25 protein-coding genes are annotated in these 21,556 nt (G+C 69.6%); 19 read left to right on the top strand and 6 right to left on the bottom strand.

The annotated features are described in order from the left end of the window. The first annotated feature begins 49 nt into the window (after window positions 1–49). The 3 genes from CDA09_RS20510 to CDA09_RS20500 all read left to right on the top strand — a co-directional run bounded on the left by CDA09_RS20510 (window position 50) and on the right by CDA09_RS20500 (window position 3,079). Entirely contained in the window at window positions 50–748 is a 699-nt protein-coding gene (locus tag CDA09_RS20510) for a response regulator transcription factor (RefSeq protein WP_121430962.1), read from the top strand. Further along, window positions 745–2,139 (top strand): sensor histidine kinase, encoded by a 1,395-nt coding sequence (locus CDA09_RS20505; RefSeq protein ID WP_121430339.1) that lies wholly within the window; start codon window positions 745–747, stop codon window positions 2,137–2,139. The genes CDA09_RS20510 and CDA09_RS20505 overlap by 4 nt, the downstream gene beginning before the upstream one ends. Before the next feature lie 139 nt (window positions 2,140–2,278). Continuing rightward, a complete protein-coding gene (locus CDA09_RS20500; RefSeq protein WP_121430338.1) occupies window positions 2,279–3,079 on the top strand; it encodes an enoyl-CoA hydratase/isomerase family protein in 801 nt (266 codons plus the stop codon). A gap of 14 nt (window positions 3,080–3,093) precedes the next feature. On the opposite strand, the gene CDA09_RS20495 is transcribed toward CDA09_RS20500, so the two are convergent. The 3 genes from CDA09_RS20495 to CDA09_RS20485 all read right to left on the bottom strand — a co-directional run bounded on the left by CDA09_RS20495 (window position 3,094) and on the right by CDA09_RS20485 (window position 5,547). Continuing rightward, complete coding sequence (locus tag CDA09_RS20495) at window positions 3,094–3,729, bottom strand: malonic semialdehyde reductase (RefSeq protein ID WP_121430337.1); 636 nt, start codon at window positions 3,727–3,729, stop codon at window positions 3,094–3,096. Window positions 3,730–3,762: 33 nt separating this feature from the next. Beyond that, window positions 3,763–4,656, bottom strand: coding sequence for a pirin family protein (locus CDA09_RS20490; RefSeq protein WP_121430336.1), 894 nt, complete (start codon window positions 4,654–4,656; stop codon window positions 3,763–3,765). A gap of 117 nt (window positions 4,657–4,773) precedes the next feature. Further along, a complete protein-coding gene (locus CDA09_RS20485) occupies window positions 4,774–5,547 on the bottom strand; it encodes a YdcF family protein (RefSeq protein ID WP_164844449.1) in 774 nt (257 codons plus the stop codon). A gap of 119 nt (window positions 5,548–5,666) precedes the next feature. Here CDA09_RS20485 and CDA09_RS20480 point away from each other — a divergent pair, with 119 nt between their 5' ends. The 11 genes from CDA09_RS20480 (at window position 5,667) to CDA09_RS20430 (ending at window position 14,761) form a co-directional block, all read left to right on the top strand. Next, window positions 5,667–6,266: a DUF2802 domain-containing protein gene (locus tag CDA09_RS20480; RefSeq protein WP_121430334.1), complete on the top strand. Its 600-nt coding sequence runs from the start codon at window positions 5,667–5,669 to the stop codon at window positions 6,264–6,266. Next, a complete protein-coding gene (locus CDA09_RS20475; protein WP_121430333.1) occupies window positions 6,263–7,000 on the top strand; it encodes an SPOR domain-containing protein in 738 nt (245 codons plus the stop codon). The genes CDA09_RS20480 and CDA09_RS20475 overlap by 4 nt, the downstream gene beginning before the upstream one ends. Before the next feature lie 91 nt (window positions 7,001–7,091). Further along, window positions 7,092–7,535: a flagellar assembly protein FliW gene (gene fliW, locus CDA09_RS20470; RefSeq protein ID WP_121430332.1), complete on the top strand. Its 444-nt coding sequence runs from the start codon at window positions 7,092–7,094 to the stop codon at window positions 7,533–7,535. A gap of 81 nt (window positions 7,536–7,616) precedes the next feature. Then, complete coding sequence (ridA, locus tag CDA09_RS20465; RefSeq protein ID WP_121430331.1) at window positions 7,617–7,997, top strand: deaminase RidA; 381 nt, start codon at window positions 7,617–7,619, stop codon at window positions 7,995–7,997. Then, window positions 7,990–10,038, top strand: a complete 2,049-nt coding sequence (recG, locus tag CDA09_RS20460; RefSeq protein WP_121430330.1) for an ATP-dependent DNA helicase RecG — start codon at window positions 7,990–7,992, stop codon at window positions 10,036–10,038. Before ridA ends, recG begins: the two co-directional genes overlap by 8 nt. A gap of 55 nt (window positions 10,039–10,093) precedes the next feature. After that, complete coding sequence (locus CDA09_RS20455) at window positions 10,094–10,651, top strand: chorismate--pyruvate lyase family protein (RefSeq protein WP_121430329.1); 558 nt, start codon at window positions 10,094–10,096, stop codon at window positions 10,649–10,651. Beyond that, window positions 10,648–11,535: a 4-hydroxybenzoate octaprenyltransferase gene (gene ubiA, locus CDA09_RS20450; RefSeq protein WP_502697078.1), complete on the top strand. Its 888-nt coding sequence runs from the start codon at window positions 10,648–10,650 to the stop codon at window positions 11,533–11,535. Before CDA09_RS20455 ends, ubiA begins: the two co-directional genes overlap by 4 nt. A gap of 79 nt (window positions 11,536–11,614) precedes the next feature. Further along, window positions 11,615–11,860, top strand: coding sequence for a PA2433 domain-containing protein (locus CDA09_RS20445; RefSeq protein ID WP_121430328.1), 246 nt, complete (start codon window positions 11,615–11,617; stop codon window positions 11,858–11,860). Window positions 11,861–11,988: 128 nt separating this feature from the next. Further along, complete coding sequence (gene pyrF, locus CDA09_RS20440) at window positions 11,989–12,804, top strand: orotidine-5'-phosphate decarboxylase (RefSeq protein WP_121430327.1); 816 nt, start codon at window positions 11,989–11,991, stop codon at window positions 12,802–12,804. A gap of 17 nt (window positions 12,805–12,821) precedes the next feature. After that, on the top strand, window positions 12,822–14,312 hold the full coding sequence (gene ubiD / locus CDA09_RS20435) for a 4-hydroxy-3-polyprenylbenzoate decarboxylase (RefSeq protein WP_121430326.1): 1,491 nt from the start codon (window positions 12,822–12,824) through the stop codon (window positions 14,310–14,312). Between the two features lie 35 nt (window positions 14,313–14,347). Beyond that, entirely contained in the window at window positions 14,348–14,761 is a 414-nt protein-coding gene (locus CDA09_RS20430; RefSeq protein WP_121430325.1) for a DUF4870 family protein, read from the top strand. A gap of 19 nt (window positions 14,762–14,780) precedes the next feature. Here the strand turns inward: CDA09_RS20430 and dacB are convergent, their stop codons facing one another. Next, entirely contained in the window at window positions 14,781–16,223 is a 1,443-nt protein-coding gene (dacB, locus tag CDA09_RS20425; protein WP_121430960.1) for a D-alanyl-D-alanine carboxypeptidase/D-alanyl-D-alanine endopeptidase, read from the bottom strand. A gap of 149 nt (window positions 16,224–16,372) precedes the next feature. Between dacB and rfbB the strand changes: the two genes are divergently transcribed. The 5 genes from rfbB to CDA09_RS20400 are packed head-to-tail and all read left to right on the top strand — an operon-like array spanning window position 16,373 to window position 20,131. Then, window positions 16,373–17,431: a dTDP-glucose 4,6-dehydratase gene (gene rfbB / locus CDA09_RS20420; protein WP_121430324.1), complete on the top strand. Its 1,059-nt coding sequence runs from the start codon at window positions 16,373–16,375 to the stop codon at window positions 17,429–17,431. A 2-nt stretch (window positions 17,432–17,433) separates the two neighbouring features. After that, window positions 17,434–18,318, top strand: coding sequence for a glucose-1-phosphate thymidylyltransferase RfbA (gene rfbA / locus CDA09_RS20415; RefSeq protein WP_121430323.1), 885 nt, complete (start codon window positions 17,434–17,436; stop codon window positions 18,316–18,318). Then, window positions 18,318–18,863 (top strand): dTDP-4-dehydrorhamnose 3,5-epimerase, encoded by a 546-nt coding sequence (gene rfbC / locus CDA09_RS20410; protein ID WP_121430322.1) that lies wholly within the window; start codon window positions 18,318–18,320, stop codon window positions 18,861–18,863. Before rfbA ends, rfbC begins: the two co-directional genes overlap by 1 nt. After that, window positions 18,860–19,753 (top strand): dTDP-4-dehydrorhamnose reductase, encoded by an 894-nt coding sequence (gene rfbD, locus CDA09_RS20405; RefSeq protein WP_121430321.1) that lies wholly within the window; start codon window positions 18,860–18,862, stop codon window positions 19,751–19,753. Before rfbC ends, rfbD begins: the two co-directional genes overlap by 4 nt. 3 nt (window positions 19,754–19,756) lie before the next feature. Continuing rightward, entirely contained in the window at window positions 19,757–20,131 is a 375-nt protein-coding gene (locus CDA09_RS20400) for a hypothetical protein (RefSeq protein WP_121430320.1), read from the top strand. On the opposite strand, the gene lysA is transcribed toward CDA09_RS20400, so the two are convergent. After that, on the bottom strand, window positions 20,104–21,369 hold the full coding sequence (lysA, locus tag CDA09_RS20395) for a diaminopimelate decarboxylase (protein ID WP_121430319.1): 1,266 nt from the start codon (window positions 21,367–21,369) through the stop codon (window positions 20,104–20,106). The two genes, CDA09_RS20400 and lysA, sit on opposite strands and share 28 nt — an antisense overlap. After that, window positions 21,366–21,536, bottom strand: a complete 171-nt coding sequence (gene lptM, locus CDA09_RS20390; RefSeq protein WP_121430959.1) for an LPS translocon maturation chaperone LptM — start codon at window positions 21,534–21,536, stop codon at window positions 21,366–21,368. Before lptM ends, lysA begins: the two co-directional genes overlap by 4 nt. Window positions 21,537–21,556 lie beyond the last annotated feature (20 nt).

Genomic DNA, 21,556 nt, shown 5'->3' with positions numbered 1-21,556 from the left:
AAGCGGCCGGATGTTGCGGCGCGTCAGCGCGGCGTTCGGGACCCGCGTCGTGCAACTGCTCCTGATCGAGGACGACGCGACGATCGCGCGCGAACTCGCCTTGCGCTGGCAAGCCCGCGGGTGGCTGGTGCGCACGTGCGGCACGCTTGCCCAGGCTGACGTCGCGGTCGGCGAGGCCGGGGCCGACCTGATCGTGCTCGACCTGCAACTGCCGGACGGCGACGGGCTCGCATGGCTGGGGCGGTTGCGCCGGCGCGACCGGCAAACGCCGGTGCTGGTGCTGACCGCGCGCGATCAGGTCGCGGACCGGGTCGACGGCTTGCAGCAGGGGGCCGACGATTACCTGATCAAGCCCTTCGCGCCGGAAGAACTCGATGCGCGCATGCAGGCCTTGCAGCGCCGCAGCGGGATCGTCGGCGGCGCGGGCGCCCAGTACGGGCCCCTGGTCTGGCTGGAGGAGGAGGGGTGCGCGTTCCTCAACGGCCAGCCGCTGGACCTGTTGCCGCGCGAATTCGAGGTGCTGGGCCTGCTCGTGCGGCGTTCTCCGCGCCTGGTGCCCAAGCGGGCGCTCGCCGATGCGTTGGCGGAGCGCAACCTCGAGGTCGGCGACAGCGCGGTGGAAGTCTACATTTCCCGCCTGCGCCGCCGGCTCGCGGGATCCGGCGTGGCGATCCGGACGGTTCGCGGCTTCGGCTACCGGCTCGCGCTCGAGGACGGCGCCGGCGGCGGAACGGAGGAGCAGCCGTGAATCCGGTGCGGTCCCCCGGCCTGCAGCGGGAGCTCAACCTGCGCCTGATGCTGCCGGTGCTGGTGATCGTCGCCCTGACCGGCGCGTTCGGCGCTTACGCCGCGCAGCAGCTCATGGAGCGCGTGTTCGACCGCTGGCTGCTCGATGCGGCGCGATCGCTCGCCGGCCAGGTGCAGTTCGTCGACGGCCGGGCAAGCGTGGAGCTTTCCCGGCAGGCCGAGGCGCTCATCACCTATGACGTCGTCGACCGGACGTACTTCGAAGTGACGCAGGGGGGCGAGCACCTCGTCGGGCAAGCCGGTGTGCCCGGGCAGGGCGTGCGCGAGAAGGTCTATAGCCACAACGGGCGGACCTATGACGCCCGCTTTGCGGACGAGGATGTGCGCGTGGCCCGCGTGGCGGTCGCGGGCCCCGGCGGTGCCGAGGCCGTGGTGCTGGTGGCCGAGACGCGGATCAAGCGGGAGCGTGCCGAGGAGGACCTGCTGCTGACGATGGCGCCGGTGGCCGCATTCGTGCTCATCGCCGCGCTGATCGTCGGATTCACCGTGCGACGCACGATGCGCATCCTCGAGCGCATCGCCGCACGCTGGAACGAGCGTTCGCACGCCGCACTCGAACCGATCCCGCTGGACGACATGCCCCGCGAGCTGATGCCGTTCGCGTCGGCCCTGAACGACCTCCTCGATCGCATCCGCAAGATGCTGGAACGCGAACGGCAGTTCGCCGCCACGGTCGCGCATCAGCTGCGCACGCCCCTGACCGGGCTGCGGCTGGGGCTGGCGCGGGCGGTGGATGCGCCCGATGCGGAAAGCATGCGCGCGGTGCTGCACGAGCTGGGCGGGACCACCCAGCGCACCGCCAGGCTGGTGCAGCAGCTGCTCGCGCTGAGCCGGCTGGACCCGGAAGTCAGGGCCGACCTGCGGCTGGCCGACGTGGATCTCGCCGCACTCGCGCGCGAAGTGGGGGAGACTTATCTCGACGCAGCCCTGGAGAAGGGCATCGAGCTCGAATTCGAGTCCGCCGCAACGACGATCACGGTCAAGGGGCTGCCGGACCTGCTGGGCGAAGCGCTGGGCAACCTCATCGACAACGCCATCCGGTACACGCCGGCGGGCGGCCGGGTGCTGATCTCGGTAAGCCCTTCGCCGGTGACGGTCCGTCTCGAGGATTCCGGCCCGGGCATCGACGGCGACGAGCGTGACGCCGTGTTCGAGCGCTTCGTTCGCGGCCGCACGTCCACCGGGGAAGGCAGCGGACTGGGACTGGCGATCGTGAAGGAAATTGCCGCGTTGCACGGCGCCCGGGTATCGCTGGCCGACAGCGCGCTGGGCGGGGCATGCGTGGCGATCATTTTCCCCGATCCGGGGACGGCATCTTCGGCTCACGCGTGAATTGCAGCGCAGGCCGGCGCGACTGGCATGCCGGGCCGGAAAGACCGCGCGCCGCCGCCAAGGCATACTACGGGCCAAGGGTGAATGCCGCGACGCCCTGTCGGCGACGCGAATTACATAATCAGGGAGATTTCGAATCATGGCCAACACCGTATTGCTGGATGTCGAGAACCGCGTCGCCACGCTCACGCTGAACCGTCCGGCCCAGCTCAATGCCTTGTCCATCGAAATGATGGAAGACTTCCTGCACGCCACGCGCGCGCTGCGCGACCTCAACGACGTCGACGTGGTGGTGATCACCGGAGCGGGCGACCATTTCATGGCCGGTGGCGACCTGAAGGACTTCTCCACCCAGTTCCATCTGAGCGCCCAGGCGCGCATGGTGGCCTTCCGCGCGATCATCGAGAAGCACATCAACCCCGCGGTCGAGATCCTGCAGACGCTGCCGCAGCCGGTGATCGCCAAGGTGCGCGGCGCCTGCGCGGGTTTCGGCCTGTCGCTGATGCTGGGCTGCGACCTCGCGCTGTGCGCCGACAGCGCAAAGTTCACCACCGCCTATTCCTCGATCGGCCTGTCCGCCGATGGCGGCATGTCATGGTTCCTGCCGCGCATCGTCGGTCGGCGCAAGGCGGCCGAACTGCTGCTGCTGGGCGAGCGCTTCGATGCCGCCGAGGCCTTGCGCCTGAGCCTCGTCAATCGTGTCGTCGCCGCGGCGGAACTCGACGCCGAAACCGCGGCCCTGGTCGGCCGCCTGCAGCACGGGGCGCGCCACGCCTACGGCGAAATCAAGCGCCTGCTGGCGTCGTCGCCGGATGCGAAAATCGAATCCCAGCTGCAGAGCGAAGCCGAGGCCTTCGCGCGCTGCAGCGCGACCGGCGATTTCGTCGAAGGCGTCACCGCCTTCCTCGAAAAGCGCAAGCCGGGATTCCGCGGCGCCTGACGGGCGGGGCGTGCTCAGAGCAGCTTGCAGGCCTCGTCGAAGGCGAGCCGCGGGCTGCGCGGGTGGAGCTTCGTCGCGTCGCCGTAGCCGAGGTTGCAGATGAAGTTGGTCTTCACGTGGCTGTCCGGGAAGTACTCCTGGCTGAACCCGCTGCCGTCCTTCGGCGCGGCGGGGAAGAACTCGTGGTCGACCTTGGCCTGGTCGAAACCCGACATCGGGCCGCAATCCAGGCCGACCGCGCGCGCGGCCATGATGAAGTAGGCGCCCTGCAGCGAGCTGTTGCGCCGCGCCGTGACTTCGGCGAGCTCGGGCGTATCGACGAACCACGCGCGGGCGTCGGTATGCGGGAAGAGCTTCGGCAGCATGTCGTAGAAGCGTCCGTCGTAGCCGATGATCGCGGTGACCGGCGCGCTACGCGTCTTCTCGAGGTTGCCCGGCGCCATCGCCGGCAGCAGCCGCGCCTTCGCCTCGGGGGTGCGCAGGAAGACGATGCGCGCCGGGCAGCAATTGACGCTGGTCGGGCCCCATTTCAGCAGGTCGTACAGCTCGCGCAGCGTCGCGTCGCTGACCGGTTTGTCGAGCCAGGCGTTGTGAGTGCGGGCATTGCGGAACAGCAGGTCGCGTCCTTCTTCGTTCAGGATCGAGCTCATCGTGGTTTCCTCGAGGGGTGGGGCTGCGAATTGTCAGGGCAGCGGGATGCGTTCGGTTTCGCCCGGCACCGGTGCGAAGCGGTCGGCGCTCCAGTCCGCTTTGGCCTCTTCGATGCGTTCGCGCCTGCTGGCGACGAAATTCCACCAGACGAAGCGCGGGCCGTCGAGCGGTTCGCCGCCGAGCAGCATCAGGCGCGTCGGCCCCAGCGCCGAAAGCGTCACGTCGGCGCCGCGGGCGAACACCAGCAACTGGCCGGGCGGGTAGGCCTGCCCGTCGATGCGCACCGCGCCCTCGACGACGTAGGCCGCCCGTTCCTCGTGTTCGGCCGGGACGTGCAGGCGTTGCTGCGCGACCAGCGTGACGTCGGCGTAGAAGAGCGGCGAGCGGGTTTCGGCCGGCGAGCGCACGCCGAAGAGCTCCCCGGCGATCACGCGGATGCGCACGCCCGGTCCGGCGATGACGGGCAGTTCGGTCGCGCCGTGGTGCGCGAACGCGGGTGCCATCCCCTCGTCGCGCTCGGGCAGCCCGACCCACGCCTGCAGGCCGAAGACCCGGGGGCCGGCCGCGCGCAGCTCGGGCGGCGTGCGCTCGGAATGCACGATGCCGCTGCCTGCCGTCATCCAGTTGAGTTCGCCGGGGCGGATCGGCTGCACGCTGCCGAGACTGTCGCGGTGCAGGATCTCGCCGTCGAACAGGTAGGTCACGGTCGCGAGCCCGATGTGCGGATGGGGGCGCACGTCGAGACCGCTGCCGGCTTCGAGCTGCACCGGGCCCATCTGGTCGAGGAATACGAAAGGGCCGACCATGCGCCGCTGCGCGGAGGGCAGCGTGCGCAGGACCTTGAAGCCGCCGCCGAGGTCGCTCGCGCGTGGTACGACAATCGCTTCGACAGTGGTTGGTGCGGCGGACGTGCGGTCGGTCGTCATTGCATCCTCCGGCAAGGCCCGCCGCGGCTTTTCGTGGCGCCTAAGTTTCTATAGGCAAGCGGGTATCGAAACGCAAACGTGAAGGCTGTGATCCCGCGCCCGGCGGGCAGTTCCCGCTTACCGCGTCAGGCGGTACACCAGCAGCCCCAGCCATTCATGCACCGCGTACCAGCCGGCGTAGGCGGAGGTCGGCCCGGGCAGTTCGCCCAGCGCCTGGTCGCCCGCGCCCGTGCCGCCCAGCCAGGCGGTCGGTGCCGGGATGACCTGCAGCCCCGCGTCCTCGAATGCCGCCTGCGCCCGCGGCATGTGCGCCGCGTGGGTCACGAGCAGGATGCGATGCACGCCCGCGGCCCCCAGGAGCACGGCCGAGAACTGGGCATTCTGCTGCGTATCGAGCGAGGCATTCTCGACCCAGCGCACGGGAACGCGGAAATCCTCCTCCAGCGCCGTCTGCATGAGCGCCGCTTCCGGGACGTTGCCCGTCGGTGCGCCGCCGCTGACGAGCACCGGCAGCCCGGTCGTGCGCGCCAGACGGGCCGTGTAGCGCAGCCGCTCCAGCGCCAGGCGGTTGACCGTTTCGCCGCCGTATTCCGGCGCATTGCGCCGCTTGCCGGCCCCCAGCACGACGATGGCCTGTGCCCGGCCCAGCCCGGCCGCATCGACGACCGGCGTCGCCTCGAGGCCGCCCAGCAGCCAGCCGACGCTCGTCGGCATCGACAACAACAGCGTCGCCGCGACGCCGGCCCACGCCAGCGCGAAGCCGGCACGACGCCGGTGCGGCGCCAGCAGCAGTCCGGCGGCGATCAGCAGCAGTGGCGCGACCGGCGGCTGCACCGCGATGGAGACGGCTTTCTTGAGCCAGAACAGGGCGAGTGCGAAGTCGAAGGCCATCTGCATTTGTCGGGATAGTTGGGCGCCAGTATTATCCCCGACTATTGCTTCGCCGCACCCATCCGGGGCCGCTTCCGTCATGCACGATCATCGTTGTCCTGTCCCGCTCGCGAGGCCGAATGGGGCTGCGTGAAATCATCCTCGCCGCAATCGCGTTGCTGGCGGCCTACATCGGCTACCAGCTCTATCGCGTCGCGCGCGTGCCGCGGGCGCCCGCATCCCCATCCGCATCCGCATCCGCATCCCCATCCGCATCCGCATCGACCGGGGAGCCGGGCGAATCGCCGCGCGCGACGATTGCCGAGCCGGGGGGCGACGAGAACAAGGTCGATGAGGGCGAAGCTGACGAGGCGGGCGAGCTGTACAGCTTCGACCCTCCGCCGCCCGCGGCGGCGCGTGCGAACCCGGTTGCGGACGCTTTCCAGCACGAGCTCGAAGTCCGCCAGTTGCGGCGCGAACTCGAGCAGCAGCGCACCGAGCTGGCGGACCTGCGCCGCGCGCTCGACGAGCTGCGCGAGCAGGTCCGGGCGCACAAGGAACAGGCCGCTGCGGGCGTCACGACGCGCGGCGCTTCGCCCGAATACAACGAGGCGCTCGTGTTCGCACGCCGCGGGCTGGATGCGGAAACCATCGCCGAGCGCTGCGGCATCACCGTCGCCGAGGCTGAACTCGTCCAGTCGCTCGCCCGCAGCCAGGCCGGCGACGGGACGGCCGCGTGAGCGCGCCGCGCGCCGCGGGCGACCGGGCGGCGCCCGGCGTCGATGCCTTGCGCAAGGCGGGGCTGCAGCGGGCCTTGCTCGCCGCGGTCGCCGCCCTCGTGCTGACGGCGTCGCTGGCGCTCGTCGGCGAGGACGAAACCGTGCCGGAGCCGCCTGCCGCATCGCCGGCTGCGGTTGCCGTCCCCGCGGTGGCCGAGACGCACACTGCCGAGCCGCCGGCGGACGTCGCCGCAGCGCCGGCGGAATCCTCATCCGGCGCGGTGGCGCAAGCTTCGGACGCGGTGCCGGCCGGGGGCGATGGCGCGCCGCTGCCCGCCCCGGCGGAGCCTGCGCCGGCGTCCGGTAGCGCCGAGGCCGCCGTGGCACAGGGGGGCGCATCGGCTGCTGCACCGCCCGCCACGCCGGCACCGTCCGCCGCGGTGCAGGCCAGCCCGCCCGCGGCCGAGACGCCCCCGGCCCCTGGCGCCGCCGCGCCGTTGCCTCCCGCCGCACCGGCCCGCCTGCACACCGAACCGCCGCCCGGGCCCGGCTACCTGATCCAGCTCGGCGTGTTCCTCGACACCGGCAACGCCGAGGGCATGCGCCGCGAACTCGAGCGCAAGGGCTATCCTGCCCACCTGCAGGCGCGCGTGGTGCTCGGCCCCTATCCGGACCGCCAGTCGGCCCTCGCCGAACAGGAAAAAATTCGCCGCGAACGCAAGCTGGATGGCATGATCTTGCCTCCGCGCAAGTAACCCTTGCGGTGGAGGAATGGCCGAACCGCGGCCAGCCGGCCTCGCGCGCGACCCGCCGGGCGCGCGGGCCGATCAATCACAGGAGAGCTCCATGAAGATCGAAAGTCAGGTGTTCGGCAGCGTCGATATCCCCGATGAGAAGGTGATCGAGTTCCCGGCCGGCCTGCCCGGTTTCGAAGCGTGCAAGAACTTCGCGCTGGTGCATGAACAGGACTCGACTTCCTCGCTATTCCTGCTGCAGAGCCTGGACAACCCTGAAGCCGTGTTCTCGATCACCGCGCCGGACAGCCTGGGCGTCAATTACGAATTCGCCCTCAGCGACGCGGAAACCGCGCAACTGAAGCTCGCCAACCCCGCCGATGCCTTTGTCGCCGTGATCGTGCGCAAGGAGGCAGGCGAGGCCGGCAGCCCCGCGACCGCGGGCATGCGCGCGAACTTCATGGCGCCGCTGGTGATCAACGTTGCCGAGCGCCGCGGCCTGCAGAAGATCATCACCCGCCTGGGCTGCGACGTCACGCTGCGCGCCGAAGGCTGAGCGTGCCTGTTTCTGTCGGCGCCCCGTTTCATTGGCCCGCGACCCGGGCCTTCCCGTAGTCAGAAGAAAAGGAGTATCACGATGAGCCGAAGCATCATCTCGACCCCCAACGCGCCCGCCGCGATCGGCACCTATTCGCAGGCCGTCAAGGTCGGCGACACCGTCTACATTTCCGGCCAGATCGGCCTCGACCCCGCGACGATGCAGATGGTCGAAGGCTTCGAAGCGCAGACCGTGCGCGTGTTCGAGAACCTCAAGGCGGTTGCCGAAGCGGCCGGCGGTTCGCTCGCCGACGCCGTGCGCGTGACGATCTACCTCACCGACCTCGCGAACTTCGCCAAGGTGAATGAAGTGATGGCGCGCTACTTCGCCGAGCCCTTCCCGGCACGCGCCGCCGTCGGCGTGAAGGAACTGCCCAAGGGCGGCGTGGTCGAGGCCGACGCCATCCTGGTGCTTGGCTAAGGACACGCAAGGCTGGGCCGGCATCGGCCCGCAACTCGCAGGCCGGCTGGCGAAGCTCGACATCCGCCGGCCGCAGGACCTCGTCCTGCACCTGCCGCTGCGCTACGAGGACGAAACCCGCCTGACGCCGATCGCCGCGGCGCGCGCCGGTGCGCCGGTCCAGGTCGAAGGCGACGTCGTGTCCTGCGAAGTCGTGCTGCGCCCGCGCCGCCAGCTGGTCGCGCAGATCCGCGACGCGAGCGGTACGCTCACCGCGCGCTGGCTCAATTTCTACCCGTCGCAGCAGAAACAGCTCGCGCCGGGCCGCCGGGTGCGCGTGTTCGGCGAAGTGCGGGGCGGTTTCTTCGGCAACGAGATGGTGCACCCGCGCGTGCACCCGGTCGAAGCGGGCGAGGCGCTGCCGCAGGCGCTCACGCCGGTCTATCCGACCACCGCGGGGCTCGCGCAGTCGGCGCTGCGCAAGCTCATCGCGCGCGAACTGCAGCGCCCGCCGATGGCCGAACTGCTGCCCGCGGCAATGCTCGACGGGCTGCGGCTGCCGCCTTTCGCGGACGCGCTGCGCACGCTGCACCAGCCGCCGCCCGACGTCGATCCGTACGCGCTGGAAGACCGTGCGCATCCGGCGTGGCAGCGCATCAAGTTCGAGGAGCTCCTCGTCCAGCAGCTCTCGCTGCGCCGCGCCTACAATGCCCGCCGCACGCGCCGCGCGCCGATCTTACGGGATGACGGCCAGCTCACCGGCGCGCTGCGCGCGCAACTGCCGTTCAGCCTCACCGGCGCGCAGGCTCGGGCGGTCGCGCAGATCGGCCGCGACCTCGCGACGCCGCACCCGATGCAGCGCCTGCTGCAGGGCGACGTCGGCAGCGGCAAGACCATCGTCGCCGCGCTGGCGATGCTGCAGGCGGCCGGGAATGGCTTCCAGGCGGTGCTGATGGCGCCCACCGAGATCCTCGCCGAGCAGCACTGGAAGAAGCTCGCCGCATGGCTGGAGCCGCTCGGTGTCGGTATCGCGTGGCTGTCGGGGAGCCGGCGGAAGAAGGAACGCGAGGCCGAACTCGCGCGGCTCGCGAGCGGCGAAGTGCTGCTCGCGGTCGGCACGCATGCGCTGATCGAGGACCCGGTGACGCTGCCGCGCCTGGGCCTCGCGATCGTCGACGAACAGCACCGCTTCGGCGTGCGCCAGCGCCTCGCGCTGCGCGAGAAGGGCGCCGACGCGCTGCACCCGCACATGCTGATGATGTCGGCGACGCCGATCCCGCGCACCCTGGCGATGAGCTACTACGCCGACCTCGACGTCACCGTGCTCGACGAGCTGCCGCCCGGCCGCACGCCGATCCTCACCAAGCTCGTCGCCGAATCACGCCGCGACCAGGTCGTCGCGCGCGTGCGCGACGCCTGCCTCGGCGGGGCGCAAGCGTACTGGGTATGCCCGCTGATCGAGGAATCCGAGGCGCTGCAGCTGAAGACCGCGGTCGAGACTTTCGAGTCGCTCGGCGCGGCGCTGCCCGAGCTGAAGATCGGCCTCGTGCATGGGCGCATGAAGTCCGACGAGAAGTCCGCGACGATGGCCGCCTTCGCCGCCGGCGACATCCACCTGCTGGTCGCGACGACGGTGATCGAGGTCGGCGTCGATGTCCCCAACGCGAGCCTGATGGTGATCGAGCACGCCGAGCGCTTCGGCCTCGCGCAACTGCACCAGCTGCGCGGGCGCGTTGGGCGCGGCACGAAGGAATCCGCCTGCATCCTGATCTACGCCCATCCGCTGTCGGAGACGGGCCGCGCGCGCCTGAAGGTGATCTACGAGCACAGCGACGGCTTCGCGATCGCGCGCGAGGACCTGCGCATCCGCGGTCCGGGCGAGTTCGTCGGTGCACGGCAGAGCGGGGTGCCGCTGCTGCGCTACGCCGACCTGGAGGGCGACGCCGATCTCCTGGAGCCGGCGCGCACGCTCGCCGAACGCCTGCTGTGCGAGGCGCCCGACGTCGCGACCCGGCTGATGGAGCGCTGGCTCGGCGGCCGCGAGGGGCTGCTGCGCGCGTGAGCGCCGCGCGACCCGGTTTGGGCAGGCGTCGCGCGACCGGTATCATGCGCGTTCCATGCGCACCCGTCCCCACCGCGAAACCTGGCTGAAGCGCCCGCCGCGCGCGACCGTCTCCCGCACGCTGCGCCCCTGGCTCACCGATCCCGCCTCGCTCACCGCGCGCATCCGTGCACGCTGCGGCAGGTTCTCGGTGCGCGTGCTGCGCCAGCGCCTCGCCGCGCCGCATCGCGACGAAGCGACGCTGCTCGGCCTGCGCCGTGGCGAACTCGCGTGGCTCCGCGAAGTCCTGCTGATCGCCGACGGCGTGCCGGTCGTGTTCGCGCGCTCGCTGCTGCCGCGGGCGAACGTGCGCGGCGCGTGGAACCTGTTCCACGGCATGGGCGCGCGGCCGCTCGGCGCGGCGCTCTTCGCCGACCCGGCGATCAGCCGCCGCGCGCTCACCTGCGCCTGTGTCGACCGCCGCGACGCGCGCTATCATCTCGCTTCCGCCGCGGTCGCACCGATGGCGATGCCGCCCCGCGTGTGGGCGCGTCGTTCGCTGTTCCGCCTGCACGGCCGCGCGCTGCTCGTCAGCGAAGCCTTCCTGCCCACGATCCTGGACCTGCCCGAATGATGTCTGCGCCGCTCCCCCTGTCCGCCCGCCTGCCCATCTACCTGCGGCTGATGCGCCTCGACAAGCCGATCGGCATCCTGCTGCTGATGTGGCCGACGCTGTGGGCGCTGTGGCTCGCCGCCGACGGCTTCCCGCCGCTGCACCTGATCGTGATCTTCACGCTGGGCACGGTGCTGATGCGTTCGGCCGGCTGCGTCATCAACGACTACGCCGACCGCGACTTCGACGGCCATGTCGAGCGCACGAAGAACCGCCCGCTGGCGACGCGCGTCATCGGCATCCGCGAGGCGCTGCTGCTCGCGACCGCCCTCTCGATCGTCTCCTTCCTCCTGATCCTGCCGCTGCGGCCGATCGTGTTATGGCTGTCGCTGCCGGCGCTCTTCCTCGCCGCCAGCTATCCGTTCATGAAGCGCTTCTTCGCGATCCCGCAGGCCTACCTCGGCATCGCGTTCGGCTTCGGCATTCCGATGGGGTTCGCCGCGGTGCAGGGCGGGGTGCCTGCGGTCGCCTGGTGGCTGCTCGTCGGCAACATCTTCTGGACCGTCGCCTACGACACCGAATACGCGATGGTGGACCGCCCCGACGACCTCAAGATCGGCATAAAGACTTCTGCGATCACCTTCGGCCGCTTCGACGTCGCTGCCGTGATGCTGTGCTATGCGATCGCGTTCGCGCTGTTCGCCGCCGTCGGCCTGGCCGCAGGGCGGGGCGCGTTCTACTTCGCCGGCCTGCTCGGGGCCTGCGGCATCGCCGGCTACCACTACACGCTGATCCGCGGCCGCGAGCGCGCCCCATGCTTCAAGGCCTTCCTGCACAACAACTGGGTAGGTGCGAGCATTTTTGCCGGTATCGTGGTTGATTACATTGTGTTTCCCGCCATCTGAGCTAGGGTGAACCGACCGGGTCCAATGCGGTCGAAGTAACACGCGGATCAACCGCGGCATATTCCCCTAGGAGACCAAGATGAAGAAAAGCCTTATTTCAGGCCTGTTCGTGATGGCTTTGTCCGGCAGTGCGTTCGCGATGCATTGTCCCGCGGACATGAAAAAGATCGATGACGCGATGGCGAAGAACCCCGCCCTGTCCGCCGAGCAGATGGCGGAAGTGAAGAAGCTGCGTGCCGACGGCGAGGCCCTGCACAAGGCCGGCAAGCATCAGGAATCGGTCGATACGCTCGGGAAGGCGATGAAGATCCTCAAGATCATGTAAGCGGGTCGATCCCGGCGAAGCGGGCCGCCATCGTGCGGCCCGTTGTTTTTGTGCGGGGAGGAATGCGGGGGAGGGCGCGCACGCGTCATCCGGCTTATCATTCGCCCCGAACCCAACTGGACGCCTCCATGCATTTCATGACCGCCCTCCGGGCCGCCTGGCAGAGCCGCGACAGCCTGCTGTGCGTCGGCCTCGACCCCGATCCCGGGCGCTTCCCCGCTCACCTGCAGGGCCGCCCCGATACGATCCTCGAATTCTGCAAGGGCATCGTCGACGCCACCGCCGACCTCGTGTGCAGCTTCAAGCCGCAGATCGCCTACTTCGCCGCGCAGCGCGCCGAAGACCAGCTCGAAGCGCTGATCGACCACATCCACGCGCGCCACCCGGACATCCCGGTGATTCTCGACGCCAAGCGCGGCGACATCGGCAGCACCGCGAGCCAGTACGCCGTCGAAGCCTTCGAGCGCTTCCGTGCCGACGCGATCACCGTCAATCCCTACATGGGCCGCGACTCCGTCGAGCCTTACCTGGAATACGCCGACAAGGGCGTGATCCTGCTGTGCCGCACCTCGAATCCCGGCGGCAGCGACCTGCAGTTCCTCGACGTCGGCGGCGGCGAGCGCCTCTTCGAGCGCGTCGCGCGCCTCGTCGCGACCGAATGGAACGCGAGCGGCAACCTCGGCCTCGTCGTCGGCGCGACCTTCCCGAACGAGATCGCCCGCGTGCGCGAACTCACCGGCGACATGCCGCTGCTGGTGCCCGGCATCGGCGCCCAGGGCGGCGACATCGGCGCGACGATGCACGCGGGGCGCACCGCGAACGGCACCGGCCTGATGATCAACTCCTCGCGCGCGATCCTCTATGCCGGCAACGGCGAGGACTACGCCGACGCCGCACGCCGCGCCGCCCTCGAGACGCGCGACGCGATCAACGCCCACCGCTGAGCCTGCCAGACCCCTTCATGCGTTACCACGACCTCCGCGACTTCATCGCCCAGCTCGAACAGCGCGGCGAGCTCAAGCGCATCAGCATTCCTGTCGATACCCACCTCGAGATGACCGAGATCGCCGACCGCGTGCTGCGCGCCGGCGGCCCCGCGCTGCTGTTCGAAAAGCCCGTCACGCGCGGCGCGCCGCAATCGATGCCGGTGCTCGCGAACCTCTTCGGCACGCCCGAGCGGGTTGCGCTGGGCATGGGCGAGGAACTCACCGACGGCGACTGGCGGACGCCGCTGCGCGAAGTCGGCAAGCTCCTCGCGTTCCTCAAGGAGCCCGAGCCGCCCAGGGGGCTCAAGGATGCGTGGGAGAAGTTCCCGGCCTTCCGCCAGGTGCTCAACATGTCGCCGAAGGAAGTGCGCTCCGCCCCCTGCCAGGAAGTCATCTGGGAAGGCGCCGACGTCGACCTCGCGAAGCTCCCGATCCAGCACTGCTGGCCCGGCGACGTCGCGCCGCTGATCACCTGGGGCCTCGTCGTCACGCGGGGCCCCGGCAAGAAGCGCCAGAATCTCGGCATCTATCGTCAGCAGGTGCTCGGGCCCAACCGCGTCATCATGCGCTGGCTCGCGCACCGCGGTGGCGCGCTGGACTTCCGCGAACACCAGCTCGCGCATCCGGGCGAACCCTTCAAGGTCGCCGTCGTGCTCGGCTGCGATCCCGCGACCATCCTCGGTGCCGTCACGCCGGTGCCGGACACGCTGTCCGAATACCAGTTCGCGGGCCTGCTGCGTGGCGCGAAAACCGAGCTCGTGCAATGCCTCGGCTCCGACCTGCAGGTGCCGGCCTCGGCCGAGATCGTGCTCGAAGGCGTGATCCATCCGAACGATATGGCGCCCGAAGGTCCCTACGGCGACCACACCGGCTACTACAACGAAGTCTCCGACTTCCCGGTGTTCACGATCGAGCGCATCACGATGCGTCGTGACCCGATCTACCACTCGACCTACACCGGCAAGCCGCCCGACGAACCGGCGATGCTCGGCGTCGCGCTCAACGAAGTCTTTGTGCCGCTGCTGCAGAAGCAGTTCCCCGAGATCATCGACTTCTACCTGCCGCCCGAAGGCTGCTCCTACCGGCTCGCGGTCGTCAGCATCCGCAAGCAGTACCCCGGTCACGCCAAGCGCGTGATGTTCGGTATCTGGAGCTTCCTGCGCCAGTTCATGTACACGAAGTTCATCATCGTCGTGGATGATGACGTGAACATCCGCGACTGGAAGGAAGTGATCTGGGCGATGACCACCCGCGTCGACGCCACGCGCGACACCGTGATGGTCGACAACACGCCGATCGACTACCTCGATTTCGCCAGCCCGGTCGCGAGCCTCGGCAGCAAGATGGGGCTGGATGCAACCAACAAGTGGCCGGGCGAAACGAACCGCGAATGGGGTCGCCCGATCGTGATGGATGCCGCCGTCAGGCAGCGCGTCGACGCGATGTGGGCCGATCTCGGCCTGTAAGCCCCACCCGATACACCGATCACACGGAGCGAGCGATGCCCGACTACCGCAGCGACAGCGTCCCCGCCGACCTCGACGGCCTCGTCACCCTCGCGCATGTCATCTACGCGCTCCACGCCTTCGCGGTCGTCTCCGGCATTGTCGGCTCCGCGACGGTCATCGGCAGCTTCGTGGCGAGCCTGCCGTCGATCCTCGCCGTGGTGCTCAACTACATGAAGCGCAGCGCCGTGCGCGGCACCTGGCTGGAAAGCCACTTCCGCTGGCAGATCCGCACCTTCTGGTTCGCGCTGCTGTGGATCTTCGTCGCCGTGGGGATGGTTTTCACCCTCATCGGCATCCCCTTCGCCCTCGTGTTGATCGGCGTCGCGACCCTGTGGATCATCTACCGCGTCATCCGCGGCTGGCTCAACCTGCTCGACCGCAGCGTCATGCCGATGCCGGAAGCCTGACGCGCCGCCGCGCCGCCCGTCACTTCTCCGGCGTGCCGCCGGTTGCCCAGACCCATTCCAGCAGCGCGTCCTGCGCGGCCTGGGTCGCACCAGCCTCGGCGTGGTTCACGAGCATAACGACCGCATGGCGCCGGCCGTTCCGGTCCAGCACGTAGCCGGCGAAGGACTTCACGCCGTTGATCGAGCCCGTCTTGATGTGGGCGTAGCCGCGCGCCGGACTGTCGTTCAGGCGCCCGCGTGCCGTGCCGTCCTCGCCGGCGATCGGCAGCGCCGCCATGAACTCCGGCATGAAGGGGCGCCGCCACGCCGCGAGCAGGATCTCCGCGAGCGTACGTGCGCTCACCCGCTCGATGCGCGACAGGCCCGAGCCGTTCTCGATCACGAGTCCCGCCGTCGCGACCCCGTCCGCGTCGAGCCGGGCACGCAGGGCCTCCGCACCGCCCGCGACCATGTCCAGGCTTGCACCGCTTTCCCGGCCCAGCGTTGCGAGCAACTGGCGCGCGATCACGTTGCTCGACCACTTGTTCATCTCATGCACCACCTCGGCGAGCGGTGGCGAAGTCTCGGTGACGAGCGTCGCCGCGCTGCCCGGCGTCACGCCGCTGCGCACCGCGCCTTCGACCTTGCCGCCCAGTTCCGCCCACAGCGCCGTGATCAGCGCCCGCCCGAAGGCTTCCGGCGACAGCGGCGCCGTCGCCCAGTCGCGCTGCCCGCAGCTCGCCGGCAGGCTGCCCGACAGCACCAGGCGCGATCCTGTCGGGCCCGCTTCCAGCGCCGCCTCCAAATTCCCGTACCACACGCCGCAGGGGCCCGGCGCGGTCCGGATGCGGTTGTCGATGTCGACCCCCGTCAGGCTCGGATAAGGCGCGAGCCCCACCAGTTGGCCTTCCGTGGCTGGCACGAGGCGCAGCTGCAAAGTATTGAAGTGCATCAGCAGGCCGTAGGCGCCGCTGTTGTACGGCCGCAGCGCCCGCCCGTCGAAGGCCGCCGGATCGTGTGGCGGCAGCGCGAGCGCCGAACCGTCGAGCACGATGTCGCCGCGCACCGTCGTGATGCCCAGCGCGCGGACCTGGCGCAGCAGCCGCTCCAGCCGCTCGTGGCTCAGCATCGGGTCGGCACCGCCCGTCAGGTACAGGTTGCCGTCCAGCACGCCGGCCGCGACCGGTCCGTCGCTCGCCACCCGCGTCGTCCAGGTGAAGGCCGGCCCGAGCCGGTCCAGCGCGGCGAAGGCGGTGACGATCTTCATCACCGACGCGGGGTTCATCGGCCGCTCGCCATTGCGCTGCAACTGCGGCTTCGGGGCATCGACCGCCTGCACCCACACGGCGACGCTGTCGGCGGGCACGTGCGCGGCGTCGAGCGCCTGCTGCACCGGCGCCGGGAGCCCGGCGGCACTCGCCGAACCGAGCAGCACGGCGAGCAACAGGCCCGCGCAGGCGCGCACCAGGCGGCGCGCCGTCATGAGATGGTCGTCAATATCGGGCAACATGCGGTCCTCGGGTCGATCGCGCGGCGTTATCCGGGCGCGATACAATCCCACGTTTCGCGATCCCGATCGGATCGGCATTTTACGCCCTGGCGTGCCGGGCGAATCCCGCAGAAGGGGGTTTGATGATTCTGGTGACGGGCGGTGCAGGCTTCATCGGCGCCAATTTCGTGCTCGACTGGCTGCGCGCCAGTGACGAGCCGGTGCTCAACCTCGACGCGCTGACTTACGCGGGCAACCTCGAAAACCTCGCAGCGCTGCAGGATGACTCCCGCCACGTCTTCGTGCAGGGCGACATCTGCGACCGCGCGCTCATCGACCGCCTGCTCGCCGAACAGCGGCCGCGCGCCATCGTCCATTTCGCCGCCGAAAGCCACGTCGACCGCTCGATCCACGGCCCCGCGGCCTTCGTCCGCACCAACGTCGAAGGCACGTTCACGCTGCTCGAAGCCGCCCGCGCGTACTGGTCGGCGCTCGACGGTGCCGAGAAGGCCGATTTCCGCTTCCTGCACGTCTCCACCGACGAGGTTTACGGCTCGCTCGCCCCGAACGACCCGCCCTTCGCCGAGACCAAAGCCTACGAGCCCAACAGCCCGTACTCCGCGAGCAAGGCCGCCTCCGACCACCTCGTGCGCGCCTGGCACCACACCTACGGCCTGCCGGTGCTCACGACCAACTGCTCGAACAACTACGGCCCCTACCAGTTCCCCGAAAAGCTCATCCCGCTGATGATCGCCAACGCGCTCACGGGCAAGCCGCTGCCCGTCTATGGCGACGGCCGCAACGTGCGTGACTGGCTGTACGTCGGCGACCACTGCGCCGCGATCCGCGAAGTCCTCGCACGCGGCCGGCTTGGCGAGACCTACAACGTCGGCGGCTGGAACGAGAAACCCAACCTCGAGATCGTGCACACCGTCTGCGCGCTCCTCGACGAGGTGCGCCCCGACCCCGCCGGCCCGCACGCGCGCCTCATCACCTACGTCACCGACCGCCCCGGCCACGACCGCCGCTACGCGATCGACGCGCGCAAGATCGAGCGCGAACTGGGCTGGCGCCCGGCCGAAACCTTCGACACGGGCATCCGCAAGACCGTCGAGTGGTACCTCGCGAACCAGGACTGGGTCGCGCACGTGCAAAGCGGCGCCTACCGCGAATGGGTCGCGCGCAACTACGGAGAACGCTGAACATGAGCGCACGCAAGGGCATCATCCTCGCCGGCGGTTCCGGCACCCGCCTGCATCCGGCGACGCTCGCCGTGTCGAAGCAGCTGCTGCCGGTGTACGACAAGCCGATGATCTACTATCCCCTCAGCACCCTGATGCTCGCGGGCATCCGCGACATCCTCATCATCTCCACGCCGCAGGATACCCCGCGCTTCGAGCAGCTCCTCGGCGACGGCAGCCGCTGGGGTCTGCGCCTGCAATATGCGGTGCAGCCCAGCCCGGACGGCCTCGCGCAGGCCTTCCTGATCGGCGAGGACTTCATCGCCGGCGGCCCCTCGGCGCTCGTGCTCGGCGACAACCTGTTCTACGGCCACGAGATCGCCGACGACCTCCGGCAGGCCAGCCAGCGCGTGCACGGCGCGACCGTGTTCGCCTACCCGGTGAATGACCCGGAGCGCTACGGCGTCGTCGAATTCGATGCCCGGGGGCGCGCCGTCAGCATCGAGGAAAAGCCCGCGAAGCCGAAGAGCCGCTACGCTGTCACCGGCCTCTATTTCTATGACGAACGCGTCGTCGACATCACCCGCGGCGTCAAGCCCAGTCCGCGCGGCGAACTCGAGATCACCGACGTCAATCGCCATTACCTCGACGCCGGCGCGCTCGACGTGCAGGTCATGGGCCGCGGCCACGCCTGGCTCGACACCGGCACCCACGAGAGCCTGCTCGAAGCGGGCCTCTTCATCCAGACGATCGAAAAGCGCCAGGGATTGAAGATTGCCTGTCCCGAGGAGATCGCCTGGCGCGCGGGCTGGATCGATGCCGCGCAACTCACCGACCTCGCCCGGCCGCTCGCGAAGAACGGCTACGGCCAGTACCTGCTGCGCCTTCTCGAAGAGCGGGTGTTCTGATGCAGGCCCTCCCGACCGCCATCCCCGACGTCCTGATCATCGAACCGAAGGTGTTCGGCGACGCGCGCGGCTTCTTCTTCGAGAGCTTCAACGCCCGCGTCTTCCGCGACGCAACCGGTCTCGACGAAGCGTTCGTGCAGGACAACCACTCGCGCTCGGCCCGTGGCGTGTTGCGCGGCCTGCATTACCAGATCCGCCAGCCGCAGGGCAAACTCGTGCGCGTCGTGCGGGGCGCGGTGTTCGACGTCGCCGTCGACCTGCGCCGCCGTTCGCCGACTTTCGGTCGCTGGACGGGCACCGAACTCACCGAGGACAACCACCGCCAGCTGTGGATCCCGCCCGGCTTCGCGCACGGCTTCGTCGTGCTGTCCGAATCTGCGGACTTCCTCTACAAGACCACCGACTACTACGCGCCGGAACACGAACGCTGCCTCGCCTGGAACGACCCCTCCGTCGGCGTCGAGTGGCCGCTCGCGAGCGAACCGCAACTGTCGGCGAAAGACCGCGAGGGCAAACCCCTCGCCGAATGCGAGGTATTCGAATGAAACTGCTCGTCACCGGCGCCAACGGCCAGGTCGGTTGGGAACTTGCGCGCGCCCTGATGCCGCTCGGCGAAGTCGTCGCGCTCGACCGTCGCCGCTGCGACCTCTCGCGCCCCGAGACGCTCGCCGCGCTCATCGCCGAACATTCCCCCGACGTCATCGTCAACGCCGCCGCGTACACGGCCGTCGACAAGGCCGAATCCGAGGAAGCCCTCGCGACCACGATCAACGGCACCGCCCCCGGCGAACTCGCCCGCGCCGCGAAGGCGGCCGGCGCGCTGCTGATCCACTACTCGACCGACTATGTGTTCGACGGCACCAAATCCGGCCCCTACACCGAAGACGACCCCGTCGCCCCGGTCAACGCCTACGGCCGCAGCAAGCTCGCCGGCGAAGAGGCGATCCGCGCCTCCGGCTGCGACCATCTGATCCTGCGCACCACCTGGGTGTTCGCCGCGCGCGGCGGCAACTTCGTGCGCACGATGCTGCGCCTCGGCGCCGAGCGCGAAGCGCTGCGCGTCGTCGCCGACCAGCACGGCGCACCGACCTGGGCGCGCAACATCGCCGACGCCACTGCCCACATCGTCGTCGGCGCACAGCGCGAACGGCGCGAGGGGGCCTTCGCGTCGGGCGTCTTCAATCTCACCTCCGCCGGCGAGACGAACTGGCACGGCTTTGCCGAGGCGATCTTCGCCAGTGCCCGCAGTGCGTTGCCGGAACTCGCTCTCAAGGTCACGAGCGTCGAGCCGATCCCCGCGTCGGCCTATCCGACGCCGGCTGCACGCCCGGCCAACTCCCGCCTCACGGCCGACCGGCTCGCGGCGCGCTTCGGCATCGCCATGCCGCCCTGGCAGGACGCCCTGCGTCGCTGCCTCGAAGACATTGCACGCTGAGCCATGAGCGGATTCGAGCATTTCGCCCGCGACGCCTGCGAGCTCGAGCGCGAGATCCTCAAGCGCGGCATCCTGCTCGACCTCGACTGGGACAACCGGGTGCGCCTGCGCAAGCTCGCGCGCGAGGCGCTCGAAGGTGGGCCCGAGCACACCCGGGCCCTGCTCGCCGACCCGGATCCGCGTCTGCGCGCACGCGGCGAACTCTTCGCGCTGAGCGTGCTGATGCTGCGCGTCATGGAAGAGAGTGCCGACACCGGTGTGCATACGCACGGCGGCTCGGCCTGGAAAGCTTTCGGTCGCGCCCTTATCGAAGAGGCGCAGGCCGAAGGGAAGGGCGTCGGCCCGCGGGTTCAGCTCAACGGCGATTCGAGCGCGTAGAGCGACTCGACCGTCTCGCGCCGACGGATCAGGCAGGTGCGCTCGCCATCCACCATCACCTCGGCCGCGCGCGGTCGCGTGTTGTAATTCGAGCTCATCGCCATGCCGTAGGCGCCGGCCGACAGCAGCGCGACCAGATCGCCCGCCTCGACCGCCAGTTCGCGGTCGTGCGCGAGAAAGTCGCCGCTCTCGCAGATCGGCCCAACGACCTCGTAAGTCTTCACCGCGGCAAGCGGGCGCGGCAGCACCGCGACCGCCTCATGGTAGGCGTCGTACAGCGCCGGGCGCGCGAGATCGTTCATCGCCGCATCGACGATCGCGAAATTCTTCTCCTCGCCCGGCTTCAGGTACTCGATGCGCGTGAGCAGCAGGCCCGCATTCCCGACCAGCGAGCGGCCCGGCTCGAAGCTCAACTCCTCCTTGCGGCCCTCGAACAGCTTCAGCAGCGGCGCGAGGTATTCCGCAACCGTCGGCGGCTGCTCGTCGCGATAGCGGATCCCGAGGCCGCCGCCCAGGTCGATGTGATCGAGCTCGATGCCGTCGGCGGCAAGGCGGTCGACGAGCGCGAGCAGCTTGCCGGCGGCTTCCGCGATCGGCGCGGGGTCGAGCAGCTGCGAGCCGATATGGCACGCCACCCCGCTCACGCGCAGATGCGGCAGGCTCGCCGCACGGCGATACAGGTCCGCCGCCGCATCGATCGCGACGCCGAACTTGTTGTTCTTGAGTCCCGTCGAGATGTAGGGATGGGTCTTGGGGTCGACATCCGGATTGACGCGGAACGCGATCGGGGCGACCTTGCCGAGCTCTCCCGCGACCTCGTTGAGGCGATCGATCTCGGCTTCCGATTCGACATTGAAGCAGCGGATCCCCGCGCTCAGCGCCTGACGCATCTCGTCGCGGCTCTTGCCCACGCCCGAGAACACCACCTTGCCCGCGTCGCCGCCGGCCGCCAGCACCCGCGCGAGTTCGCCGCCCGAGACGATGTCGAAACCCGCGCCCAGCTGCGCGAACACCGACAGCACGCCGAGATTCGAATTGGCCTTCACGGCATAGCAGACGAAACCGTGCCGGCCGGCCAGCGCCTCGCGGTAGGCCGCGAAGGCGTCGGTCAGGGCGCGCCGCGAATAGACATAGACAGGCGTACCGTATTGCGCAGCGATCGTGGCCAGCGCGACCTGTTCAAGCTGAAGACCGTTGCTGCCCTCGGTCAGGGTCGGAATCGGGAATCGGGAAGTCATCGGGAGTCGGCGGGAGCAGTGGGGGCTTTGCTATGATCGACGGCGGCGGGTGGGGTCGCCTTGGCCGATGCGGGCGGAACCTGGGGCAGGTAGAGCGGCCCCTTGATCCCGCAGCCGCTCAGGGCCAGGGCGCAGCACAACGCGGCAGCGGTCGGAATGGATCGCATGGTGTCGTCAGTCGAAAAAA

The sequence above is a fragment of the Azoarcus sp. DN11 genome (assembly GCF_003628555.1).
GTDB lineage: Bacteria > Pseudomonadota > Gammaproteobacteria > Burkholderiales > Rhodocyclaceae > Aromatoleum.
This window is presented reverse-complemented; position numbering and strand designations above follow the sequence as displayed.

Bases quoted from the DNA above. Each gene is read 5' to 3' on its own strand.
- CDA09_RS20445 (WP_121430328.1), top strand. From the start codon at position 11,615: ATGAAGAAAAGCCTTATTTCAGGCCTGTTCGTGATGGCTTTGTCCGGC.
- rfbD (WP_121430321.1), top strand. From the start codon at position 18,860: ATGAAACTGCTCGTCACCGGCGCCAACGGCCAGGTCGGTTGGGAACTT.
- CDA09_RS20430 (WP_121430325.1), top strand. From the start codon at position 14,348: ATGCCCGACTACCGCAGCGACAGCGTCCCCGCCGACCTCGACGGCCTC.
- ubiD (WP_121430326.1), top strand. From the start codon at position 12,822: ATGCGTTACCACGACCTCCGCGACTTCATCGCCCAGCTCGAACAGCGC.
- ubiA (WP_502697078.1), top strand. From the start codon at position 10,648: ATGATGTCTGCGCCGCTCCCCCTGTCCGCCCGCCTGCCCATCTACCTG.
- lysA (WP_121430319.1), bottom strand. From the start codon at position 21,369: ATGACTTCCCGATTCCCGATTCCGACCCTGACCGAGGGCAGCAACGGT.
- rfbA (WP_121430323.1), top strand. From the start codon at position 17,434: ATGAGCGCACGCAAGGGCATCATCCTCGCCGGCGGTTCCGGCACCCGC.
- rfbC (WP_121430322.1), top strand. From the start codon at position 18,318: ATGCAGGCCCTCCCGACCGCCATCCCCGACGTCCTGATCATCGAACCG.
- rfbB (WP_121430324.1), top strand. From the start codon at position 16,373: ATGATTCTGGTGACGGGCGGTGCAGGCTTCATCGGCGCCAATTTCGTG.
- CDA09_RS20490 (WP_121430336.1), bottom strand. From the start codon at position 4,656: ATGACGACCGACCGCACGTCCGCCGCACCAACCACTGTCGAAGCGATT.
- CDA09_RS20480 (WP_121430334.1), top strand. From the start codon at position 5,667: ATGGGGCTGCGTGAAATCATCCTCGCCGCAATCGCGTTGCTGGCGGCC.
- CDA09_RS20400 (WP_121430320.1), top strand. From the start codon at position 19,757: ATGAGCGGATTCGAGCATTTCGCCCGCGACGCCTGCGAGCTCGAGCGC.
- CDA09_RS20500 (WP_121430338.1), top strand. From the start codon at position 2,279: ATGGCCAACACCGTATTGCTGGATGTCGAGAACCGCGTCGCCACGCTC.
- CDA09_RS20485 (WP_164844449.1), bottom strand. From the start codon at position 5,547: ATGGCCTTCGACTTCGCACTCGCCCTGTTCTGGCTCAAGAAAGCCGTC.
- lptM (WP_121430959.1), bottom strand. From the start codon at position 21,536: ATGCGATCCATTCCGACCGCTGCCGCGTTGTGCTGCGCCCTGGCCCTG.
- CDA09_RS20495 (WP_121430337.1), bottom strand. From the start codon at position 3,729: ATGAGCTCGATCCTGAACGAAGAAGGACGCGACCTGCTGTTCCGCAAT.
- dacB (WP_121430960.1), bottom strand. From the start codon at position 16,223: ATGACGGCGCGCCGCCTGGTGCGCGCCTGCGCGGGCCTGTTGCTCGCC.
- pyrF (WP_121430327.1), top strand. From the start codon at position 11,989: ATGCATTTCATGACCGCCCTCCGGGCCGCCTGGCAGAGCCGCGACAGC.
- CDA09_RS20455 (WP_121430329.1), top strand. From the start codon at position 10,094: ATGCGCACCCGTCCCCACCGCGAAACCTGGCTGAAGCGCCCGCCGCGC.
- ridA (WP_121430331.1), top strand. From the start codon at position 7,617: ATGAGCCGAAGCATCATCTCGACCCCCAACGCGCCCGCCGCGATCGGC.
- fliW (WP_121430332.1), top strand. From the start codon at position 7,092: ATGAAGATCGAAAGTCAGGTGTTCGGCAGCGTCGATATCCCCGATGAG.